The sequence below is a fragment of the Erwinia persicina genome (assembly GCF_014838825.1).
Lineage (GTDB): Bacteria > Pseudomonadota > Gammaproteobacteria > Enterobacterales > Enterobacteriaceae > Erwinia > Erwinia persicina_A.
Genome location: NZ_JACYMO010000009.1, coordinates 86,096 through 102,992, shown reverse-complemented (window position 1 = coordinate 102,992; position 16,897 = coordinate 86,096). Strand labels below are relative to the sequence as shown.

At 56.8% G+C, this 16,897-nt stretch carries 15 protein-coding genes and 1 pseudogene; 4 read left to right on the top strand and 12 right to left on the bottom strand.

Features of this window, described 5'->3' with window-relative positions; all coding sequences use genetic code 11:
• Window positions 1–18 precede the first annotated feature (18 nt).
• From proY to IFU29_RS18160, 7 genes are all read right to left on the bottom strand, one after another.
• Window positions 19–1,371 carry a proline-specific permease ProY gene (proY, locus tag IFU29_RS18190; protein ID WP_191935156.1) on the bottom strand — a complete coding sequence of 451 codons (1,353 nt, stop codon included), beginning with the start codon at window positions 1,369–1,371 and terminating at the stop codon, window positions 19–21.
• Window positions 1,372–1,424: 53 nt separating this feature from the next.
• A complete protein-coding gene (brnQ, locus tag IFU29_RS18185; protein WP_191935155.1) occupies window positions 1,425–2,747 on the bottom strand; it encodes a branched-chain amino acid transport system II carrier protein in 1,323 nt (440 codons plus the stop codon).
• Between the two features lie 415 nt (window positions 2,748–3,162).
• Window positions 3,163–4,263, bottom strand: a complete 1,101-nt coding sequence (locus IFU29_RS18180; RefSeq protein ID WP_191935154.1) for a cobalamin-independent methionine synthase II family protein — start codon at window positions 4,261–4,263, stop codon at window positions 3,163–3,165.
• 188 nt (window positions 4,264–4,451) lie between these two features.
• On the bottom strand, window positions 4,452–5,375 hold the full coding sequence (locus IFU29_RS18175; RefSeq protein ID WP_191935153.1) for a PstS family phosphate ABC transporter substrate-binding protein: 924 nt from the start codon (window positions 5,373–5,375) through the stop codon (window positions 4,452–4,454).
• A gap of 19 nt (window positions 5,376–5,394) precedes the next feature.
• Window positions 5,395–6,708 (bottom strand): phosphate regulon sensor histidine kinase PhoR, encoded by a 1,314-nt coding sequence (gene phoR / locus IFU29_RS18170; RefSeq protein WP_191935152.1) that lies wholly within the window; start codon window positions 6,706–6,708, stop codon window positions 5,395–5,397.
• A 23-nt stretch (window positions 6,709–6,731) separates the two neighbouring features.
• Window positions 6,732–7,421: a phosphate response regulator transcription factor PhoB gene (phoB, locus tag IFU29_RS18165; protein WP_013200999.1), complete on the bottom strand. Its 690-nt coding sequence runs from the start codon at window positions 7,419–7,421 to the stop codon at window positions 6,732–6,734.
• On the bottom strand, window positions 7,421–7,621 hold the full coding sequence (locus IFU29_RS18160) for a hypothetical protein (RefSeq protein WP_191935151.1): 201 nt from the start codon (window positions 7,619–7,621) through the stop codon (window positions 7,421–7,423). Before IFU29_RS18160 ends, phoB begins: the two co-directional genes overlap by 1 nt.
• Window positions 7,622–7,633: 12 nt before the next feature.
• On the opposite strand from IFU29_RS18160, the gene sbcD reads away from it, so the two are divergent.
• Both sbcD and IFU29_RS18150 read left to right on the top strand, forming a co-directional pair.
• A complete protein-coding gene (gene sbcD / locus IFU29_RS18155; protein WP_191935150.1) occupies window positions 7,634–8,854 on the top strand; it encodes an exonuclease subunit SbcD in 1,221 nt (406 codons plus the stop codon).
• Complete coding sequence (locus IFU29_RS18150) at window positions 8,854–12,213, top strand: SbcC/MukB-like Walker B domain-containing protein (RefSeq protein ID WP_191935149.1); 3,360 nt, start codon at window positions 8,854–8,856, stop codon at window positions 12,211–12,213. Before sbcD ends, IFU29_RS18150 begins: the two co-directional genes overlap by 1 nt.
• Before the next feature lie 36 nt (window positions 12,214–12,249).
• On the opposite strand, the gene IFU29_RS18145 is transcribed toward IFU29_RS18150, so the two are convergent.
• Genes IFU29_RS18145 through IFU29_RS18135 form a run of 3 tightly spaced genes read right to left on the bottom strand, consistent with a single transcriptional unit; the run spans window position 12,250 to window position 13,939 of the window.
• On the bottom strand, window positions 12,250–12,897 hold the full coding sequence (locus IFU29_RS18145; RefSeq protein ID WP_062747837.1) for a DUF799 domain-containing protein: 648 nt from the start codon (window positions 12,895–12,897) through the stop codon (window positions 12,250–12,252).
• The gene (locus IFU29_RS18140) at window positions 12,897–13,247 is read right to left on the bottom strand and encodes a DUF4810 domain-containing protein (protein ID WP_191935148.1); all 351 of its coding nucleotides are present in this window, start codon (window positions 13,245–13,247) and stop codon (window positions 12,897–12,899) included. Before IFU29_RS18140 ends, IFU29_RS18145 begins: the two co-directional genes overlap by 1 nt.
• Before the next feature lie 17 nt (window positions 13,248–13,264).
• Window positions 13,265–13,939, bottom strand: coding sequence for a CsgG/HfaB family protein (locus IFU29_RS18135; RefSeq protein ID WP_191935147.1), 675 nt, complete (start codon window positions 13,937–13,939; stop codon window positions 13,265–13,267).
• A 282-nt stretch (window positions 13,940–14,221) separates the two neighbouring features.
• Between IFU29_RS18135 and IFU29_RS18130 the strand changes: the two are divergent.
• A pseudogene (locus IFU29_RS18130) lies at window positions 14,222–14,470 on the top strand (ethanolamine permease); the annotation flags it as partial.
• 59 nt (window positions 14,471–14,529) lie between these two features.
• Here IFU29_RS18130 and mak read toward each other — a convergent pair.
• Window positions 14,530–15,435, bottom strand: a complete 906-nt coding sequence (gene mak / locus IFU29_RS18125) for a fructokinase (RefSeq protein ID WP_191935146.1) — start codon at window positions 15,433–15,435, stop codon at window positions 14,530–14,532.
• 146 nt (window positions 15,436–15,581) lie between these two features.
• Here mak and rdgC point away from each other — a divergent pair, with 146 nt between their 5' ends.
• A complete protein-coding gene (gene rdgC / locus IFU29_RS18120; RefSeq protein ID WP_191935145.1) occupies window positions 15,582–16,493 on the top strand; it encodes a recombination-associated protein RdgC in 912 nt (303 codons plus the stop codon).
• Window positions 16,494–16,565: 72 nt separating this feature from the next.
• Here the strand turns inward: rdgC and ppnP are convergent, their stop codons facing one another.
• Window positions 16,566–16,856, bottom strand: coding sequence for a pyrimidine/purine nucleoside phosphorylase (gene ppnP, locus IFU29_RS18115; protein WP_191935144.1), 291 nt, complete (start codon window positions 16,854–16,856; stop codon window positions 16,566–16,568).
• Window positions 16,857–16,897 lie beyond the last annotated feature (41 nt).

The following is a 16,897-nucleotide window of genomic DNA, read 5'->3' as shown; positions in this document are numbered from 1 at the left end:
CTGACCAGCATTGAAGGTTTATCGATTTTTGCGTTTCACCCACTGCCAGCTCACCAGCAGCAGCAGGATCCAGCCCATCCCGACATAGAGCGATATGCGGGTATCGGGAAAATAGCCGATCAGCCCAATCACAAACAGCAGGAACAGGATGCCAACCATCGCGGTCGCCGAGCCACCCGGCAGCGCGAACTTCAGCGCGTTCTTTTGCTCAGGGGTCAGCGTACGGCGGAAGGCAATCTGAGAGAAGAGGATCATAATCCACACCCAGACGGTGGCAAAGGTCGCCAGCGAGGCAATGACCAGGAACACTTTTTTTGGCATCAGATAGTTCAGGTATACGGCCACCAGCATCGCCATCATCATTGCCAGCACCGTCACCCACGGGATGCCCCTGCGCGATACGGTAGCAAACACCTTCGGCGCATGCCCCTGCTCAGCCATACCGTGCAGCATCCGTCCCACGCCAAACACATCGCTGTTAATCGCCGACAGTGAGGCGGTGATCACCACAAAATTGAGGATGGTGGCCGCTGCGGCAATGCCCATATGCTGGAAAGTAAGGACAAACGGGCTGCCGTTGGTCCCCACCTGGTTCCACGGATAAATCGACATAATGACAAACAGCGTACCGACATAAAAAATCAGAATTCGCAGCGGGACGGTATTAATCGCCCGGGGAATCGATACCTGGGGATCTTTCGCTTCACCCGCTGTGATACCGATGATCTCAATGCCGCCAAAGGCAAACATCACCACCTGCAGTGACAGCACCACGCCAATCCAGCCATTGGGAACAAAACCGCCGTGAGTCCAAAGATTGCTGATCCCGGTGGCCTGGCCACCGTTGCCAATGCCCCAGAAAATGATGCCAAAACCGGCGACGATCATCACCATAATGGTGGCGACTTTAAACAGTGACAGCCAGAACTCGACTTCGCCAAACACTTTCACCGTGGCGAGATTCAGCGCGCCGATAATCAGTACCACGCTCAGTACCCAGATCCAGTGCGCTACATCCGGGAACCACACGCCCATGTAAATACCAAAGGCGGTGACGTCGGCAATCGCGACAATAAGAATTTCAAAACAGTAGGTCCAGCCGGTGATATAGCCAGAAAGGGGGCCGAGGTAATCTCGTGCATAGCGGGAGAATGAGCTGGCCTGCGGGTTGTTCACCGACATTTCGCCCAGCGCACGCATAATAATATAGGCGGCGACACCGCCGATAAGATAGGCAATCAAAACGCCGGGGCCGGCCATTCTGATAGCATCCGCCGAGCCGTAAAACAGCCCGGTGCCGATGGCAGAACCCAGCGCCATAAAACGAATATGGCGGGTGTTCAGTCCCTTTTTGAGTGTTGTACTTGTCATTTTTCCACCTGTCGGCCTCTTACCGGCAAGAAGGTAAGAGGGAGTTTACAACGCTATTGCTGATGCGCAGTAACCGACTGGCGACCTGAAACGCGATCGTACACGGCCACCAATACCAGCATCACCAGTGAAGGCGGCAACCATGCCAGCCCCTGATCGGCTAAGGGCAGATTCTGGGTAATAGCGGGCAGGATTGCCTTAAAGTTGGTGCTTTTTATTGCATCGACGATGCCAAATACCAGGCTGACCAGCATTACCGGGGCAACGATCCTTGTACTTTTTTTCCACCATTTCAGGGTGAAACTTAACAGTACCAGCACAATACAAGGCGGGTAAATCGCAGTTAACACTGGAATTGAGATCTGAATCAGATGGCTGAGGCCCAGGTTGGACACCACCATGGAGAACAGACCCAGAATAAACACCAACTGACGATAGCTGAGAGGCAATAATTGCTCAAAAAACTCCGCGCAGGCACAGGTCAGGCCCACGGCGGTGACCATACAGGCAACAAAAATCAGCGCGGCCAGGAACAGGCTCCCCATGTTGCCAAAAGTATGTTGAACGTAGGCGTGGAGGATCGCTGCCCCGTTTGCCTGCTGGTCAACGATGGACGCACTGTCGGAGCCCAGTTTAAACAGCGCCAGATAAACCAGCGTCAGCCCTACGCCAGCAATCAGTCCGGCAATCACGGTGTAGCGGGTCAGCAATCTGGCATCACCGATGCCGCGCGAACGGGCAGCGTTAACAATGACGATCCCAAACACCAGCGCGCCAAGCGTATCCATCGTCAGATAACCGTTTACAAAGCCACTGGAGAAGGCTGCACGCTGATAGTCAACGGTAGCCGGAACCAGACCGCCTGCCGGCCACAGCAGAGCCGCGACGCCCAGTACGGTCAGAGCTAAGATCTTCAGTGGTGCCAGGACGTGGCCAACCGTATCGAGCAGTTTGCCGGGATACAGGGAAATGCCAATCACCAGCGCGAAGTAGACCACGCTGTAGATCATCAGCGGCAGTGCGCCATCGCCCGTCAGAGGGGCAATTCCTACCTCAAACGATACGGTGGCCGTGCGCGGTGTCGCAAACAGCGGCCCGACGGCCAGGTAACACACCGTCGCCAGTACCACGCCAGCGGCTCTGCCGATCGGTGAGCTAAGGGCATCAATACCGCCGCCCACGCGCGCCAGGGCAATCACCGTGATCACCGGCAGACCGACGGCGGTGATCAAAAAGCCAAGCGCGGCGATCCAGACGTGTTCGCCGGACTGGATCCCTACCATAGGAGGGAAGATGATGTTTCCGGCACCGACAAACAGGGCAAACGTCATAAAGCCCAGTGCCAGAATATCTTTGGAAGTTAAACGATGTGTCATAAGAAATCGTGTTGCCCGTGATGGTGTGAAAAGTCGTGTTATCAGGTCTCTTTGAAAGACCTGTGTCCCTGTTTGCTCTAAAAACGCGGTCTGACAGAACCTATGCAGTGGAAACCACTTCCAATGGCATTATCAACAGCGAATGTGAGCTGATTATTTTCTGTATACAGGGTGATGACGAAAAAACGGGGGTAAGTAGAACGTTTATAGCGGCGAAAGGCAATACGGGATCGAAAAAGCAGGATGATATAGCGCAAAAAACTGCATAACCAGTGCATATCTTTAGTTATCAGAATAAATGCGTTACATGATTTGTATCATTTTTGTCCGGCGGGAGGGTGAATTCGGCAATAAGCCCCCTGTTGATGCACAAAGGGCGCGGAAACCCGCGCCCCGTACACAGAATGACGCTGGCTTACCAGACGCGGCTGGCGACATCCACCACCAGACGGACCTTGGCCCACTGCTGCTCTTCGGTCAGGCTGTTGCCCTCTTCGGTGGAGGCAAAACCACACTGTGGGCTGAGGCAGATCTGATCCAGACTGACAAACTGTGCGGCTTCATGGAGACGTTTTTCCACGGTTTCCGCCGCTTCCAGATCACCGGTTTTGGTTGTTATCAGTCCCAGTACCACCTGCTGTTTGCCTGGCTTGATAAAGCGCAGGGGCTCGAAGCCACCTGAACGCTCGTTATCGTATTCCAGGAAGAAGGCATCAATGTTTACCCCACCAAACAGAATCTCTGCCACGGGTTCATAGCCCCCTTCGGAAATCCAGGTAGAACGGAAGTTACCGCGACAAACGTGCAGGCCAATCACCAGGTCGTCCGGCTTACCTTCAAGGGCCTTATTCAGCACACGAGCATAGGTGCGGGCCAGCACCTGTGGATCGTCACCGCGCTCCCGGATCTGCTGCTGCTGATCGGCTGAACACAGGTAGGCCCAGACTGTATCGTCCAGCTGCAGATAGCGGCACCCTGCCTCATAAAAGGCGCTTATCGCATCGCGATAGGTCTGCGCCAGATCGTCAAAATAGACATCAAGATCCGGGTAGACATCAGCATCTATGACTTTACGCCCACCGCGAAAGTGCAGCACGCTGGGGCTGGGAATGGTCATTTTGGCGACGGCGTCACCGCTGATGCTTTGCAGGAAGCGGAAATCATCCAGCATCGGATGGTCGCTGAAGCCAAGCTTACCGGTCACTTTCACACCGCGCGCTTTGGTCTGTACGCCGTTAAACTGAATGCCCTGTTCAGCCTCATAGCGCTCCACCCCGTCCAGTCCGTCAAAGAAGTCGAAGTGCCACCAGGCGCGGCGGAACTCACCGTCTGTCACCACCTGCAGGCCGCTTTCACGCTGGCGTGCCACGACCTGACGGATCGCATCATCTTCCACCCGACGCAGCGCTGCGGCATCGATCTCACCGGCTTCAAACTGCTTACGGGCCTGCTTAATTTCAGCGGGACGAAGGTAGCTGCCCACCACTTCGGCACGGTATGGGGTGAAAGTAGTCATGATGAAAGCCTCCTGGCCTGTACGTGGCGCATAGTTTAGTGACGAAATAGTTACCGTAGGTTATCCATAGACTTCTGGACGTCTACATGGCTGTCACTAAGAGTGTCATGAGAATCTTTCAGGGGCAAACGAGGAAATTTCACCGTACATGAATAAAATTCAACTTTGCCTGGTGTGGCCGCTTGCTGTCACGGCGCTAACATCGCGCGGGCACGCTGCCTCTGCTGCTCCGACAGCGGCAGATAACCCGCCTGGCTGACCAGCGCCTGCCCCTGCGGCGAGAGCGCTAAACGCAGGAATGCAGCGGTGAGGGGCTCCAGCGGTTTATCCGGGGCTTTATTGACGTAAATATAGAGGGGACGGGCATAGGGATAGCGTCCGCTGCGGATATTGTCGATGCTGGGCGCAATCCAGTCGTTGCCCTCGCGCGCCACTGGCACGGTTTTTACCCCACTGATATGAAACCCGGCGCTGGCATAGCCAATGCCGTTCAGCGTTCCTGCTACCGCCTGTACCACGGCTGCCGATCCGGGATACTCCCCAACATCGTTGCGAAAATCGCCGTTACACAGCGCCTGCTGTTTGAAAAACCCCCAGGTGCCGGAGGCCGAATTACGACCAAAGCGCTGCAGGCCCCGTGTCGCCCAGCCGGGCTGAGTGAGCTGTAAATCCCCCCAGGTTCGGGGCACCGACAGGCCGCCACAGCGGCGGGTAACGGAAAAAATGGCATCCAGCTGCTGTGCACTCAGTCCGGTAAGTGGGTTGTCCTGATTGACCACCACCACCAGCGCATCCATCGCCACCGGAACGGCCAGCGGAGGATAGCCGTAGCTGTCCTCAAACAGCTGGCGCTCGGTGGCCTGCATCGGTCGGCTCATCGCCCCAAGCTGGGCGGCCCCGGCTGCCAGCGCGGTCGGGGCCGTTGATGACCCCGCCGCCTGGATCTGTACGTTCACCCCGGGGTACTGCCGGTTGAAACTGTCCCCCCACAGCGCCATCAGGTTACCCAGCGTGTCAGAGCCAACGCTGGTCAGATTACCTGCCAGCATTCCCTCTTTCGCCGTCGCCGGTGACATCACCAGCACCAGCGCCAGCGCGATTAACGTTTTCATTGCATGGGTTCCGTAAGACTTAACGCTGCGCATTCTCAGCCAGTTCGGCACTGACAATCAACCTTGGTGGTAGTTGAAAGCTGAAACAGGTTTCGCTGCCGGGCTTGCTGGTGATATCCAGCCGCGTGTTGTGGTGGCTGAGCGCGTGTTTCACAATCGCCAGCCCCAGTCCGCTGCCGCCGGTCTGCCGCGATCGCGCTTTATCCACCCGGTAGAAGCGCTCCGTCAGCCGCGGCAGGTGTTCCGGCGCGATGCCCGGCCCGTTATCTTTCACCTTAAACTGCGCCCCCTGCGGGCTGCGCAACCAGCTGACGTCAATGCGCGTCCCGTCCGGCGTGTGGTTCACGGCATTGTAGACCAGATTAGAGATCGCACTACGAAGCTGCTCATCATTGCCAAAGACCCGCAGATGCGGGTCAGTGTGAAAATGAATATCTTGGCGGCCATTACTGAGGGTTTCCGCTTCGCGCTGTAGCACGCGGAGCATCATCGGCACATCCACTTTTTCCTGCAGATCCAGCGCCGGTGCCGCTTCGATACGGGACAGGGTAAGCAGCTGTTTCACCAGGCTGTCCATGCGTTTGGTTTGCTCCTGCATGGTATGCAACGCCTTATCACGCAGACTCCCCTCCAGCACGGAGTCATTCATCATCTCCAGATAGCCCTGCAGGACGGTTAATGGCGTGCGTAGCTCATGGCTGACATTGGCAAAAAAGTTGCGGCGTGCGCCCTCCAGCTGGTGCATCTGGGTCACATCACGCGCCACCAGCAGCCACTGCCCTTCGCTGTAGGGCATTACGCGGAACTCAAGATGACGATGGCTGTTAAGCACCAGCGTCAGCGGGCGGGAAAAATCACGCTGGCGCAGGTAGCGGGTAAATTCAGGATAGCGCAGCAAATTCAGGATGTTCTGACCGTTATCTTCCGGCCAGCGCAGCCCCAGCATCTGCTGCGCCAGACCGTTGCACCAGAAAATGGTGCCCTCTTCGGTGGTCAGCACCACCGCATCGGGCAGCGATTCCGCGCCACTGCGAAAACGTTTAATCAGATGGCCGAGCTCACGGCGACGGCGACGGTTGCGCGCCTGCATTTGATACAGACCGTAGAACAGCGGTTCCCAACTGCCGCGGCCGCTGGGTGGCGTCATGCTGCGGTCAACCCACAGCCAGTGAGAGAGTCGAAGTAAGTTGTTGAAATGAAAACCCAGCACGCACAGCACTGAGACTAACAGCAGCCAGGGCAGCCCGCCCACCAGCAACCCGAGGATCAGTGCGGGCAGGCTGGCGAGCAACAGCTCAAGCAATAATCTCTTCCAGGAGAGGCGTTCCAACACGGTTCAGACTCCAGCGCGAACAATCAATAGCGTGCAGAGAAACGATAACCTGTTCCGCGAACCGTCTGCACCATACGATCGTGCCCGGTCAGCTCCAGCGCTTTACGCAAACGGCGAATATGAACGTCGACGGTACGATCTTCGACGTAAACGTTAGTTCCCCAGACGTGGTTTAGCAACTGCTCACGGCTGTAGACACGTTCCGGGTGGGTCATAAAGAAGTGCAGTAATTTATATTCAGTCGGCCCCATTTCCAGCGGCTGTGTGTCGGACATTACGCGATGCGAGGACGGGTCAAGACTCAGCCCCTGCATCTCAATAACCTCTTCCACCGCCATCGGAGAGATACGGCGCATCACGGCCTTGATGCGTGCCACCAACTCTTTCGGTGAAAAAGGCTTGGTGATGTAATCATCCGCGCCCACTTCCAGGCCACGCACGCGATCCTCTTCCTCACCGCGCGCCGTCAGCATCATCACCGGAATATCCCGGGTCATGGCTTCACGCTTCAGGTGCTTAATAAACTGGATGCCTGAACCGCCCGGTAACATCCAGTCCAGCAGGATGAGATCCGGCCACGGCTCAATCAGCAAGTTGACTGCGCTGTCATAGTCCTCGGCTTCGATCGGTTGATAATCGTTTTGTTCCAGAACGAAACACAACATCTCACGGATTGGGGCTTCATCTTCCACCACCAGAATACGCTTGGCCATTATTGCTCCTGCTGCTGTGACAGGTTGTCACGGGGATATGCGGCGCCATTATGCGTCAGTTTTATGACACTTTTATGAAAAAAGCACCCCCTGAAAGCATTGATGGAATTAAATAAAATCCCCTGCACAGCAATAATCTGCCTGTCGTGGATAATTCGGCAGGCAGGACGGGTATACTTCCCGCCATCCATTTCCGCCATGAAAGGACCCCCATGCGCATCATTCATACTGCCGACTGGCATCTTGGCCAGTTTTTCTATACCAAAAGCCGGGCGGCCGAGCACCAGGCCTTTCTTGACTGGCTGCTGGAAAAAGCAGAAGCGCAGCAGGCCGACGCCATTATCGTCGCCGGGGATATTTTTGATACCGGCTCGCCGCCGAGCTATGCACGCGAGCTGTATAACCGCTTTGTGGTCAGGCTGCAGCAAACCGGCTGTCAGCTGGTGGTGCTGGGTGGCAACCACGATTCAGTGGCGATGCTGAACGAATCGCGCGAACTGCTGGCCTGCCTGAATACCCGGGTGATCGCTGCAGCCAGTGACGATGTCAGCCAGCAGGTCCTGCTGCTGAACCGCCGCGATGGCCAGCCCGGCGCACTGCTCTGTGCCATCCCCTTTTTACGTCCGCGCGATATTCTGCGCAGTCAGGGCGGCCAGTCAGGGCGGGAGAAGCAGCAAAGCCTGCTTGAGGCCATTACCGATCATTATCAACGCTGCTGGCAGGAGGCACTGACGCAGCGTGAGGCGCTGGGACTGACGCTGCCGATTATCGCTACCGGCCATCTGACCACTCTGGGGGTGACCAAAAGCGACGCGGTGCGCGATATTTACATCGGTACGCTGGACGCCTTCCCCGCCGACTGTTTTCCCCCGGCAGACTACATTGCCCTCGGTCATATTCACCGCACCCAGCGTATTGCCAACAGCGAACACATTCGTTACAGCGGTTCGCCCATTCCGCTCAGTTTTGATGAATTGGGTAAAGCCAAAAGCGTGTTTCAGGTCGACTTTGACGCGGGCCGTTTCGTTGCCGCTGAGGCGCTGCCGATCCCATCCTTCCAGCCGATGCAGATGATTAAAGGATCGCTGGAGCAGATCGAACAGCAGCTGGCGGCGCTGACGCCCGATCCGCAGGGCAGAACTGTCTGGCTGGATATTGAGATCGTCACTGACTCTTATCTCAGCGAGTTACAGCGCCGTATTCATGAGCTGACCGCACCGCTGCCGGTGGAGGTGGTGCTGTTGCGCCGCAGCCGCGAACAGCGGGAGCAGGTTATCGCCCGGCAAAATAATGAAACCCTCAGCGAATTGAGTGTTGAGGAAGTGTTTTCCCGCCGCCTGGCCCAGGAGACCGACGAACCGGAACGACAGGCGCGGGCCCGTGCGCTGTTTGCCCAAACGCTGGAAGCAGTGCGCCATGAGGAGCAGCCCTGATGAAGATCCTGACCCTACGCTTTAAGAACCTCAACTCGCTGAAAGGCGAATGGAAGATTGATTTTACCGCTGAGCCGTTTGCCAGCAACGGGCTGTTTGCCATCACCGGCCCGACCGGCGCGGGAAAAACCACGCTGCTGGATGCCATCTGCCTCGCGCTGTATCACGAAACCCCACGTCTGAAGAGCATCACCCAGTCACAAAATGACCTGATGACGCGTGACACTGCCGAGTGTCTGGCGGAGGTGGAGTTTGAGGTTAAAGGCGTGGCGTGGCGTGCATTCTGGAGTCAGAACCGCGCACGCGGTGCCGCTGACGGCAATTTGCAGGCCCCGCGCGTGGAGCTGGCGCGCTGCGATGACAATAAGATTGTGGCCGACAAGGTCAAAGACAAGCTGGAGACGATCGCCGCTCTGACCGGGCTGGACTTTGAACGCTTTACGAAATCCATGATGCTGTCGCAGGGCCAGTTTGCCGCATTTCTTAATGCCGATGCCAATAAACGCGCTGAACTGCTGGAGGAGCTAACCGGTACCGAAATTTACGGAAGACTCTCTTCGGCGGTGTTTGAACGACACAAACAGGCGAAGGTGTTACTGGATACCCTGAGAGCGCAGTCAGGCGGCATGGAGTTATTGAGCGAAGCGCAGCAGGTCAGCCTGAATACGCAGCTGGCACAAAGCATTGCGGAGGAGCAGGCACTCACTTCGCAGCAGCAGACCCGGCAGCAAAAAGTGCACGCATTGCAACAGCTTGAGCAGCTGCAGCGGGACCGGCAGCTGCTGACCGCACGCGTACAGCAGCTGGATGAACAGCGACAACAGGCGCAGACCGCACTGACGGCGGCAGCGCAGCAGCAGCAGCAGGCTTTGCTGGCGCAGGAGCAGCATCAGACGCTGCACCTGCAGCAGGACACCCTGATAGCAGAACACATACTGCCGCTCGATCTGCAGCTGAGCGCTCTGCGGGAGCAGGTTCAGCAGCAGGTCCGTGAGCAGAATGAGCACCAGCAGGCGTTCGCCTCACGCCAGCAGGAAAGCGTGCAGAACCTTCAGCTGCAGACGGAAAAACAGTTGCAGCAGCGGCAGCTTAACGACTGGCGCAGCGCCCATGCGCAGTATGAACGTTACGGAGAGTCTCTGCCGCTGTGGCGGGAACGTTTCCGTCAGCAGCAAGAGAGTGAGCAGTCACTCACATCTTTGCGCCAGCAGGTGGCGACCCGCCAGCAGGCGATGGTGCAGTATGAACAGGCCTGCGCGCAGCTTCAGCAGCAGCAGACGCCTTTACAGCAGCAGCTTACCGACGCAGAACAGGCACTTGCTCAGGCCCGGCAGCGGCTGGTACCGCTGCAACAGCAGCACCCGGAAGAGTCCCTGCGTGCGGCGCTGGCGCAGTTTGCCCGGCAGCGGCCGCAGCGCCTGCTGCTGGCAACGCTGCTTCCGCAGGGCCATCAGCTGAACGGTCGCCTGGCCCGGTTACAGCAGGAACACCAGGCGCTGACGCAGCAGATCCAGAAAAACAGTGAGCAATTACTTACGCTTCGCGCGTCATGGAAAGAGAAGTATCAGCATCAGCAGGATCTGGATAAACGCTGTGAGCTGGAACGGCGCATTGCCGATCTGGAGCAGCACCGGGCGCAGCTGGAGGCCGGTCAGCCCTGCCCGCTGTGTGGTTCAGAGACTCATCCGGCGGTGCAGGCATATCAGGCATTACAGCTGTCAGAAAACCAGCAGCGGCTGGCCACCCTCAGGCGCGAGGTTGAACAACTGAAAGATGAGGGAAGCACCCTCGCCGCCCAGGTGAAACAGGCGCAGACGCAGGAGGCCCGTCTGCAGGAGGAACTGGCCGATCTGGGCCGTCAGCTGCAGCAGCTGGAGCAGCAGTGGCAGAATGCCGCGGGTGCACTCTCGCTGACGCTGACCCCGCAACAGCATGCGCAGGCCAGTGAGTGGCTGGCAGAGCAGGAACAGCAGGAAAGCACCCTGCAGCAGCAGCTGGAAGCGCTGGAGCAGGCACTGCGCCACTGTCAGCTGCAGAAAGAGGGGCTTTATCAGCAGCAGCAGGCATGGCAAAACCTGCAACAGCAGATCCAACTGCAGCAGCAGGAGAAAGCCGCCGCCGTGCAGGCCCTGAACGCACAGCAGCAGCAGCTTGAACAGGATGAAGCGCGTACACAACAGCTCCTCAGCAGCCTGGCAGAAGCATTGAGTCCGCTGGGTCTGTCACTGCCGCAGGACGGCGACTATCAGGGCTGGCTGCAGCGCTGCGAACAGCAGTGGCAGGCATGGCAACGTAACAGCGAGGCGCTGGCCGCGCTGGTGCCCGAAATGGCCACTCTCACCAGCCGCCAGCAGGCGCTGGATGATGAACTGCAGCAGCAACAGACGCGACTGACCGCAGGGGATGAGCGCCTGCAGCAGCAGCAGTCGATGTTGAACCAACTGCAGCAGCAGCGTCAGGCGCTGTTTGGCGATCGTCTGGTGGCTGACGTTCAGCAGCAGCTGCGGGCGGCCGCCGCGCAGCACGATCGGGCCGTGCGCCAGGTTCAGGTGCAGTGGCAGGAGCAGCAGGACCGGATAAATACTCTGACCGGACAGCATAAATCACTAAATGAGCAGTTGATTACTCTGCAGTCGAAATTAGATGATGCCTTAACCAAAACAGGTACGGTGGACGACCTCCCTGCCCGGCGTGCGCTGCTGGAATCTGAACTCCACGGGCTGAACCAGCAGCTGCGGGAGCTGGCCAGCCAGCAGGGCCAGCTGCGTCAGCAACTACGCGATGACAGCGAAAGGCGGACTCGTCAGCAGGCGCTGCTGGCGGAGATTGCGGCTAACGAGCAGCATCTGGAGGACTGGAGCTACCTGAATCAACTGATTGGTTCCAGAGAGGGGGATAAGTTCCGCCGCTTTGCGCAGGGGCTGACGCTGGATCATCTGGTGTGGCTGGCGAACAATCAGCTGAACCGTCTGCACGGGCGCTATCTGCTGCAGCGTAAGTCTCAGGAAGCGCTGGAGCTGCAGGTGATCGACACCTGGCAGGCGGATGCACAGCGCGATACCCGCACGCTGTCAGGCGGTGAAAGTTTTCTTGTCAGCCTCGCGCTGGCGCTGGCGTTGTCGGATCTGGTCAGCCATAAGACCCGCATTGAGTCGCTGTTCCTGGACGAAGGGTTTGGCACGCTGGATGCGGAGACGCTCGACAGTGCGCTTGACGCGCTGGATGCACTGAACGCCAGCGGGAAAACGATTGGGGTGATCAGCCACGTGGAGGCGATGAAAGAGCGCATTCCGGTGCAGATCAGGGTGAAGAAGATTAACGGACTGGGCTACAGCAGGCTGGAAACGCCTGTGGCGTAGGGGCGTTCTAAGACGAACGCCCCAGCGGCATTGACGTTATAACGCCGTTTTCACTTTTGCACGCGGCCCCGGCAGGATGCTGCCGTTGCGGCCATCGGCGGTGAGCATGGTTGCTCCGGCGATGATGGCAATATCATGGCTTTTGTCAGACATATTGCTGGACATCTGTTTCACCGCCGCGGTGATCAGCATCCCCAGCAGGCCGTTATTGCTGTTGTCCTGCGCGTCAGAAGCATAGCCCTTACCGGACCATATTTGCTTACCACTGCGCAGATCCACCAGCCGCGCGGTGGCGCTGACCTCAGTGACACTGTCCACTACGCGGTACTGGCTGCCATAGCTGTCGATATCAATATACAGCGCCGCATCCGCGTGGAAGATCTCATACAGTTTCGCCGTGCTGACCGCCTGAGCCTCCGCGCCGCTGGTCAGCCCGTTCTGCTCAAAGGTTTTATCGACCACGGCGACCGGGAAGACATAGTAACCGGACTCGGCCAGCGGTGCCGTGACCACAGACACCAGGCTGCGGGCCGCTGTGATATCCGGGCTGCTGTTTTTCGCCGGCAACACCACAATAGAACGTGGCTTACTGGCGCGGAACGCGCTGTAATCGTAAGGCGTTTGTTTCGCACAGCCACTCAGCACCAGCGTTGCGGCTACGGCAATAAGGGTCCATAGTTTCATTATTTTTTCACCTTATTGCGCATCAGGAAATCCATATAGGCCGCTGATTCTGGGAACAGGGTCTTTTCCATATTAAATTGCTGGAAGGCCTGGTCCGGATGGCCGGTTTCAACATAGAGCAAACCTGTCTGGGCATGGAGACCCGGCGGTACCGGTTTATTTTTCGCCTTCGCCTGCTCAACAATGGCATTCAGTGATTCAATCTGCTGTTCAGGCGATTTATCATTTTTGTAATAACTGTAAATCGTGGACTGATAATCACCCCAGTAATACACTGTTTCTTTTTTTTCGGCGCAGGCGACCATCAGCAGCGCGACCAGGGTCACGCTGGCAATTTTAATCACGTTCATTATTTCATCCCTGTCGATTATTTTACCGGACGCCATGCGCCTGATTCGATTCCCTGTACCAGATGATTCACGGCTTCACGTACCGCTAAATCCATCACCTTACCATTCAGCGTGGAGTCATAGCTGGCAGTGCCGCCAAAGCCAATCACTTCGCGATTTGACAGGCTGTATTCACCTGCACCCTGCACGGAATAAACCACTTCAGAAGTGGCGACATCAACCACATTCAGATTCACCTTGGCATAGGCAACCTGAGACTTGCCGCGGCCAAGAATGCCCCAGAGCTGCTGGTCTCCAACTTCTTTACGACCAAACTCGGTAATGTCACCGGTGATCACATAGGTAGCGCCTTTGATGGTCTGCTGGCTGCCTTTGTACTGCGCTTCCGCTTTCAGTTCGTCAAGGTTGGCACGATCCAGCACGTTAAAACGGCCGGTCTGTTGCAGATGCGTAATAAGGATAGTTTTTGACTGATTGCCCAGGCGGTCAACACCATCAGAGAAAACCCCGTTCATATAAGAAGAACGGTTATCGAACTTACCGACGGCAATCGGGCTTTTCGCTCCCTGATATTGTGGCTGAGAAGCCGCAGCGACCTGAGGCGCTTCAATAGAACGGGAGGATTCAGTGGCACAGCCGGAGAGGACCGATGCGCTTAATAAAGACAAAGCAACAAGGCTTGTGGATTTCATTTCATTTCCCTGAAAGAATTCGTATTAAAATAATAACCCTGAACCTGAGCAGCATCCAGATTATAGCCAGAGTGGATTATTATAAAATAAAGGCGGGATGCCTTTGGCACAAAATATTAGCACAGGGTAATTACAAAAATAAACGTAAAGATTCAATTATTTTAATTTGTCACGACCGTCAATTATAAGACAACTAAGTATTATCTTAACTTAATTCAAATAACCCGACGCCGGTTAACAGTGATAACCTATATCCTGTCTACCCTGCCAGCGCATCCTGACGCCATCATCGCGGGCGGCGTCATCGGTATTGCCGCCATGTTCAGCGACGGCTGGATTAATCTGCAGGGCATGACGCTGACGGCGGCCATAATCACCCTGGCGGTAGAGTGCCAGGTGGTCATGGTAGGGTTCAACGCCCTGATCGGTGCGGTGTTTGCTGCACTGATGCTGGCGGGTTATCTGTGGTTCCTGCTGACCAAAAGCCAGCGTGATAACGCGCCACACGATGCGATGTTGCAGGGCGAATAAGGCGCGGTTGTCCGTGCATTACCGGGGCCGATCGGCGTCATCCTCAACCCCGGTTTCGATCACAACGGCCAGAGCCAGGCCGCACCGCGTACCCCGCTGGAATCACCGTGGATCGCCTGACGGATGGGCGTTTCGCACTCCCCGCCAAACACCCAGTTTTTCATCAGCAGCGGCAGCGTCTGGTACAGACGGTCAACGTTGCTCATCCCTCCGCCCAGCACAATCATGTCCGGGTCAAGAATGTTCACTACGTTAGCCAGCGACTTTGCCAGCCGCAGCTCATAGCGGCTCATCGCCAGCTCAGCCACCGGATCCTGCTGCGCAACCCGCTGCATAATCTCCACCCCCTTCAGATCGATACCGCTCAAGCGCTGATAGTCGGTGGCAAAGCCGGTGCCGGAGATAAAGGTTTCGATACAGCCCTGCTTGCCGCAGTAGCAGGGCACTTCCGCACGGTAACGCAGTTCGTCTTCATCCATCCACGGCAGGGGGTTATGCCCCCATTCTCCGGCATTGCCATTGCCGCCGCTGTGCGCCTGGCCGTTAAGCGCCACGCCCGCGCCACAGCCGGTGCCGATGATCACCGCAAACACCGTCTGACGGCCTGCCGCCGCGCCATCAACCGCTTCCGATACCGCCAGGCAGTTGGCATCATTGGCGATACGCACTTCGCGGCCCAGCCGCTGCTGCAAGTCCTTATCCAGCGGCTGGCCGTTAAGCCAGGTGGAGTTGGCATTTTTGACCCGCTGGGTAAAGGGCGACAGCGTGCCGGGAATGCCGATACCGATGCTGCCCTGCTGACCGGTCTCCTGCTCTGCGCGCTGCACCAGCCCGATGATATTTTCCAGGGTTTTCTTATAGTCGTCACGCGGCGTGGGCACGCGATAGCGGAACAGCTCTTCCCCCTGGTCAGATAAGGCAATCACTTCTGTTTTCGTGCCACCTAAATCGATACCGATACGCACTTGTTATTCCTCATTATTTAACGTGGAGATCATTACCTTAGAAGGTGCGGTGCGGAAAGGCAATGAAACGCCGCCGCCGATTCGCTATCATGCGCGCTGACTTTGAACTCGCGCGCCCTATTGCGCGCCCTGAGAGGGAATGCAGCATGCTGTGGTTTAAAAATTTGATGGTTTATCGTCTCAATCGCGACATTCCGCTGGTGGCAGACGAGATGGAAAAACAGCTCGATGCCTTCTCTTTCAGCCCCTGCGGTAGCCAGGATATGGCCAAAACCGGCTGGGTTTCACCGATAGGTCCGCGCAGCGACGATCTGACGCACGTCACAAACGGTCAGATCCTGATTTGTGCGCGTAAAGAAGAGAAAATGCTGCCATCACCGGTGATCAAGCAGGCGCTGGAAGCGAAAATCATCAAGCTGGAAGCAGAACAGTCTCGCAAGCTGAAGAAAACGGAAAAAGACTCCCTGAAAGAGGAAGTGCTACACAGCCTGCTGCCGCGCGCCTTCAGCCGTTTCAGCCAGACCTATGTGTGGATCGACACCGTGAATAACCTGATCATGGTCGACTGCGCCAGTGCGAAAAAAGCAGAGGATACGCTGGCCCTGCTGCGTAAGAGCCTCGGTTCACTGCCTGTGGTCCCACTGACGCTGGAAAGCCCGATTGAGCTGACCATGACCGAATGGGTGCGTTCGGGTGAGCTGCCTGCCGGATTTGCCCTGATGGACGAAGCCGAGCTGAAAGCGATTCTGGAAGATGGCGGCGTGATCCGCTGTAAGAAACAGGACCTGGTGTGCGATGAGATCGCTAACCATATTGAAGCCGGCAAGCTGGTGACCAAACTGGCCCTCGACTGGCAGGAACGTATCCAGATGATCCTGTCGGATGATGGCTCCATCAAGCGGCTTAAGTTCGCCGATATTTTACGTGAGCAGAATGACGATATCGATCGCGAAGATGTCACAGGGCGTTTTGATGCGGACTTTATTCTGATGACGGGTGAGCTGGCGGCCTTGATCAGTAATACCGTGGAAGCGCTGGGCGGGGAAGCACAGCGCTAATTTGCCGATCGCTCCGCTCACGTCTGCGGACGATGCAGGGCTGACCTTTTCATCCGGTCAGCCCTGACAAAATCAGTCTTTCAGATAACGGCACAGATAGGCAGACGGCTCGGCCACCTGTAAATGGAATTCACTGTGGCCCGGTACATTAAACACCTGGCCCGGCTGATAGTGTTTCCACTCTACCTCTCCCGGTAGTAATACCTTCAGTGACCCACTGACCACGGTCATCTCTTCTGCCTGAGCCGTGCCAAAGGTGTATTCACCTTCGGCCATCACGCCCACGCTGGCGCGCCCGGTGCTGGCACTCTCATAACCAATCGACTTCACTTTACCGTCGAAATACTCACTAACGTTGAGCATATAAATTCCTTAAAATCAGAGACAAAGGTAAGTTCGCAGTG

Bases quoted from the DNA above. Each gene is read 5' to 3' on its own strand.
- IFU29_RS18175 (WP_191935153.1), bottom strand. From the start codon at position 5,375: ATGAAAACGTTAATCGCGCTGGCGCTGGTGCTGGTGATGTCACCGGCG.
- IFU29_RS18145 (WP_062747837.1), bottom strand. From the start codon at position 12,897: ATGAAACTATGGACCCTTATTGCCGTAGCCGCAACGCTGGTGCTGAGT.
- proY (WP_191935156.1), bottom strand. From the start codon at position 1,371: ATGACAAGTACAACACTCAAAAAGGGACTGAACACCCGCCATATTCGT.
- sbcD (WP_191935150.1), top strand. From the start codon at position 7,634: ATGCGCATCATTCATACTGCCGACTGGCATCTTGGCCAGTTTTTCTAT.
- ppnP (WP_191935144.1), bottom strand. From the start codon at position 16,856: ATGCTCAACGTTAGTGAGTATTTCGACGGTAAAGTGAAGTCGATTGGT.
- IFU29_RS18135 (WP_191935147.1), bottom strand. From the start codon at position 13,939: ATGAAATCCACAAGCCTTGTTGCTTTGTCTTTATTAAGCGCATCGGTC.
- IFU29_RS18150 (WP_191935149.1), top strand. From the start codon at position 8,854: ATGAAGATCCTGACCCTACGCTTTAAGAACCTCAACTCGCTGAAAGGC.
- brnQ (WP_191935155.1), bottom strand. From the start codon at position 2,747: ATGACACATCGTTTAACTTCCAAAGATATTCTGGCACTGGGCTTTATG.
- IFU29_RS18180 (WP_191935154.1), bottom strand. From the start codon at position 4,263: ATGACTACTTTCACCCCATACCGTGCCGAAGTGGTGGGCAGCTACCTT.
- rdgC (WP_191935145.1), top strand. From the start codon at position 15,582: ATGCTGTGGTTTAAAAATTTGATGGTTTATCGTCTCAATCGCGACATT.
- phoB (WP_013200999.1), bottom strand. From the start codon at position 7,421: ATGGCCAAGCGTATTCTGGTGGTGGAAGATGAAGCCCCAATCCGTGAG.
- IFU29_RS18160 (WP_191935151.1), bottom strand. From the start codon at position 7,621: ATGGCGGAAATGGATGGCGGGAAGTATACCCGTCCTGCCTGCCGAATT.
- IFU29_RS18140 (WP_191935148.1), bottom strand. From the start codon at position 13,247: ATGAACGTGATTAAAATTGCCAGCGTGACCCTGGTCGCGCTGCTGATG.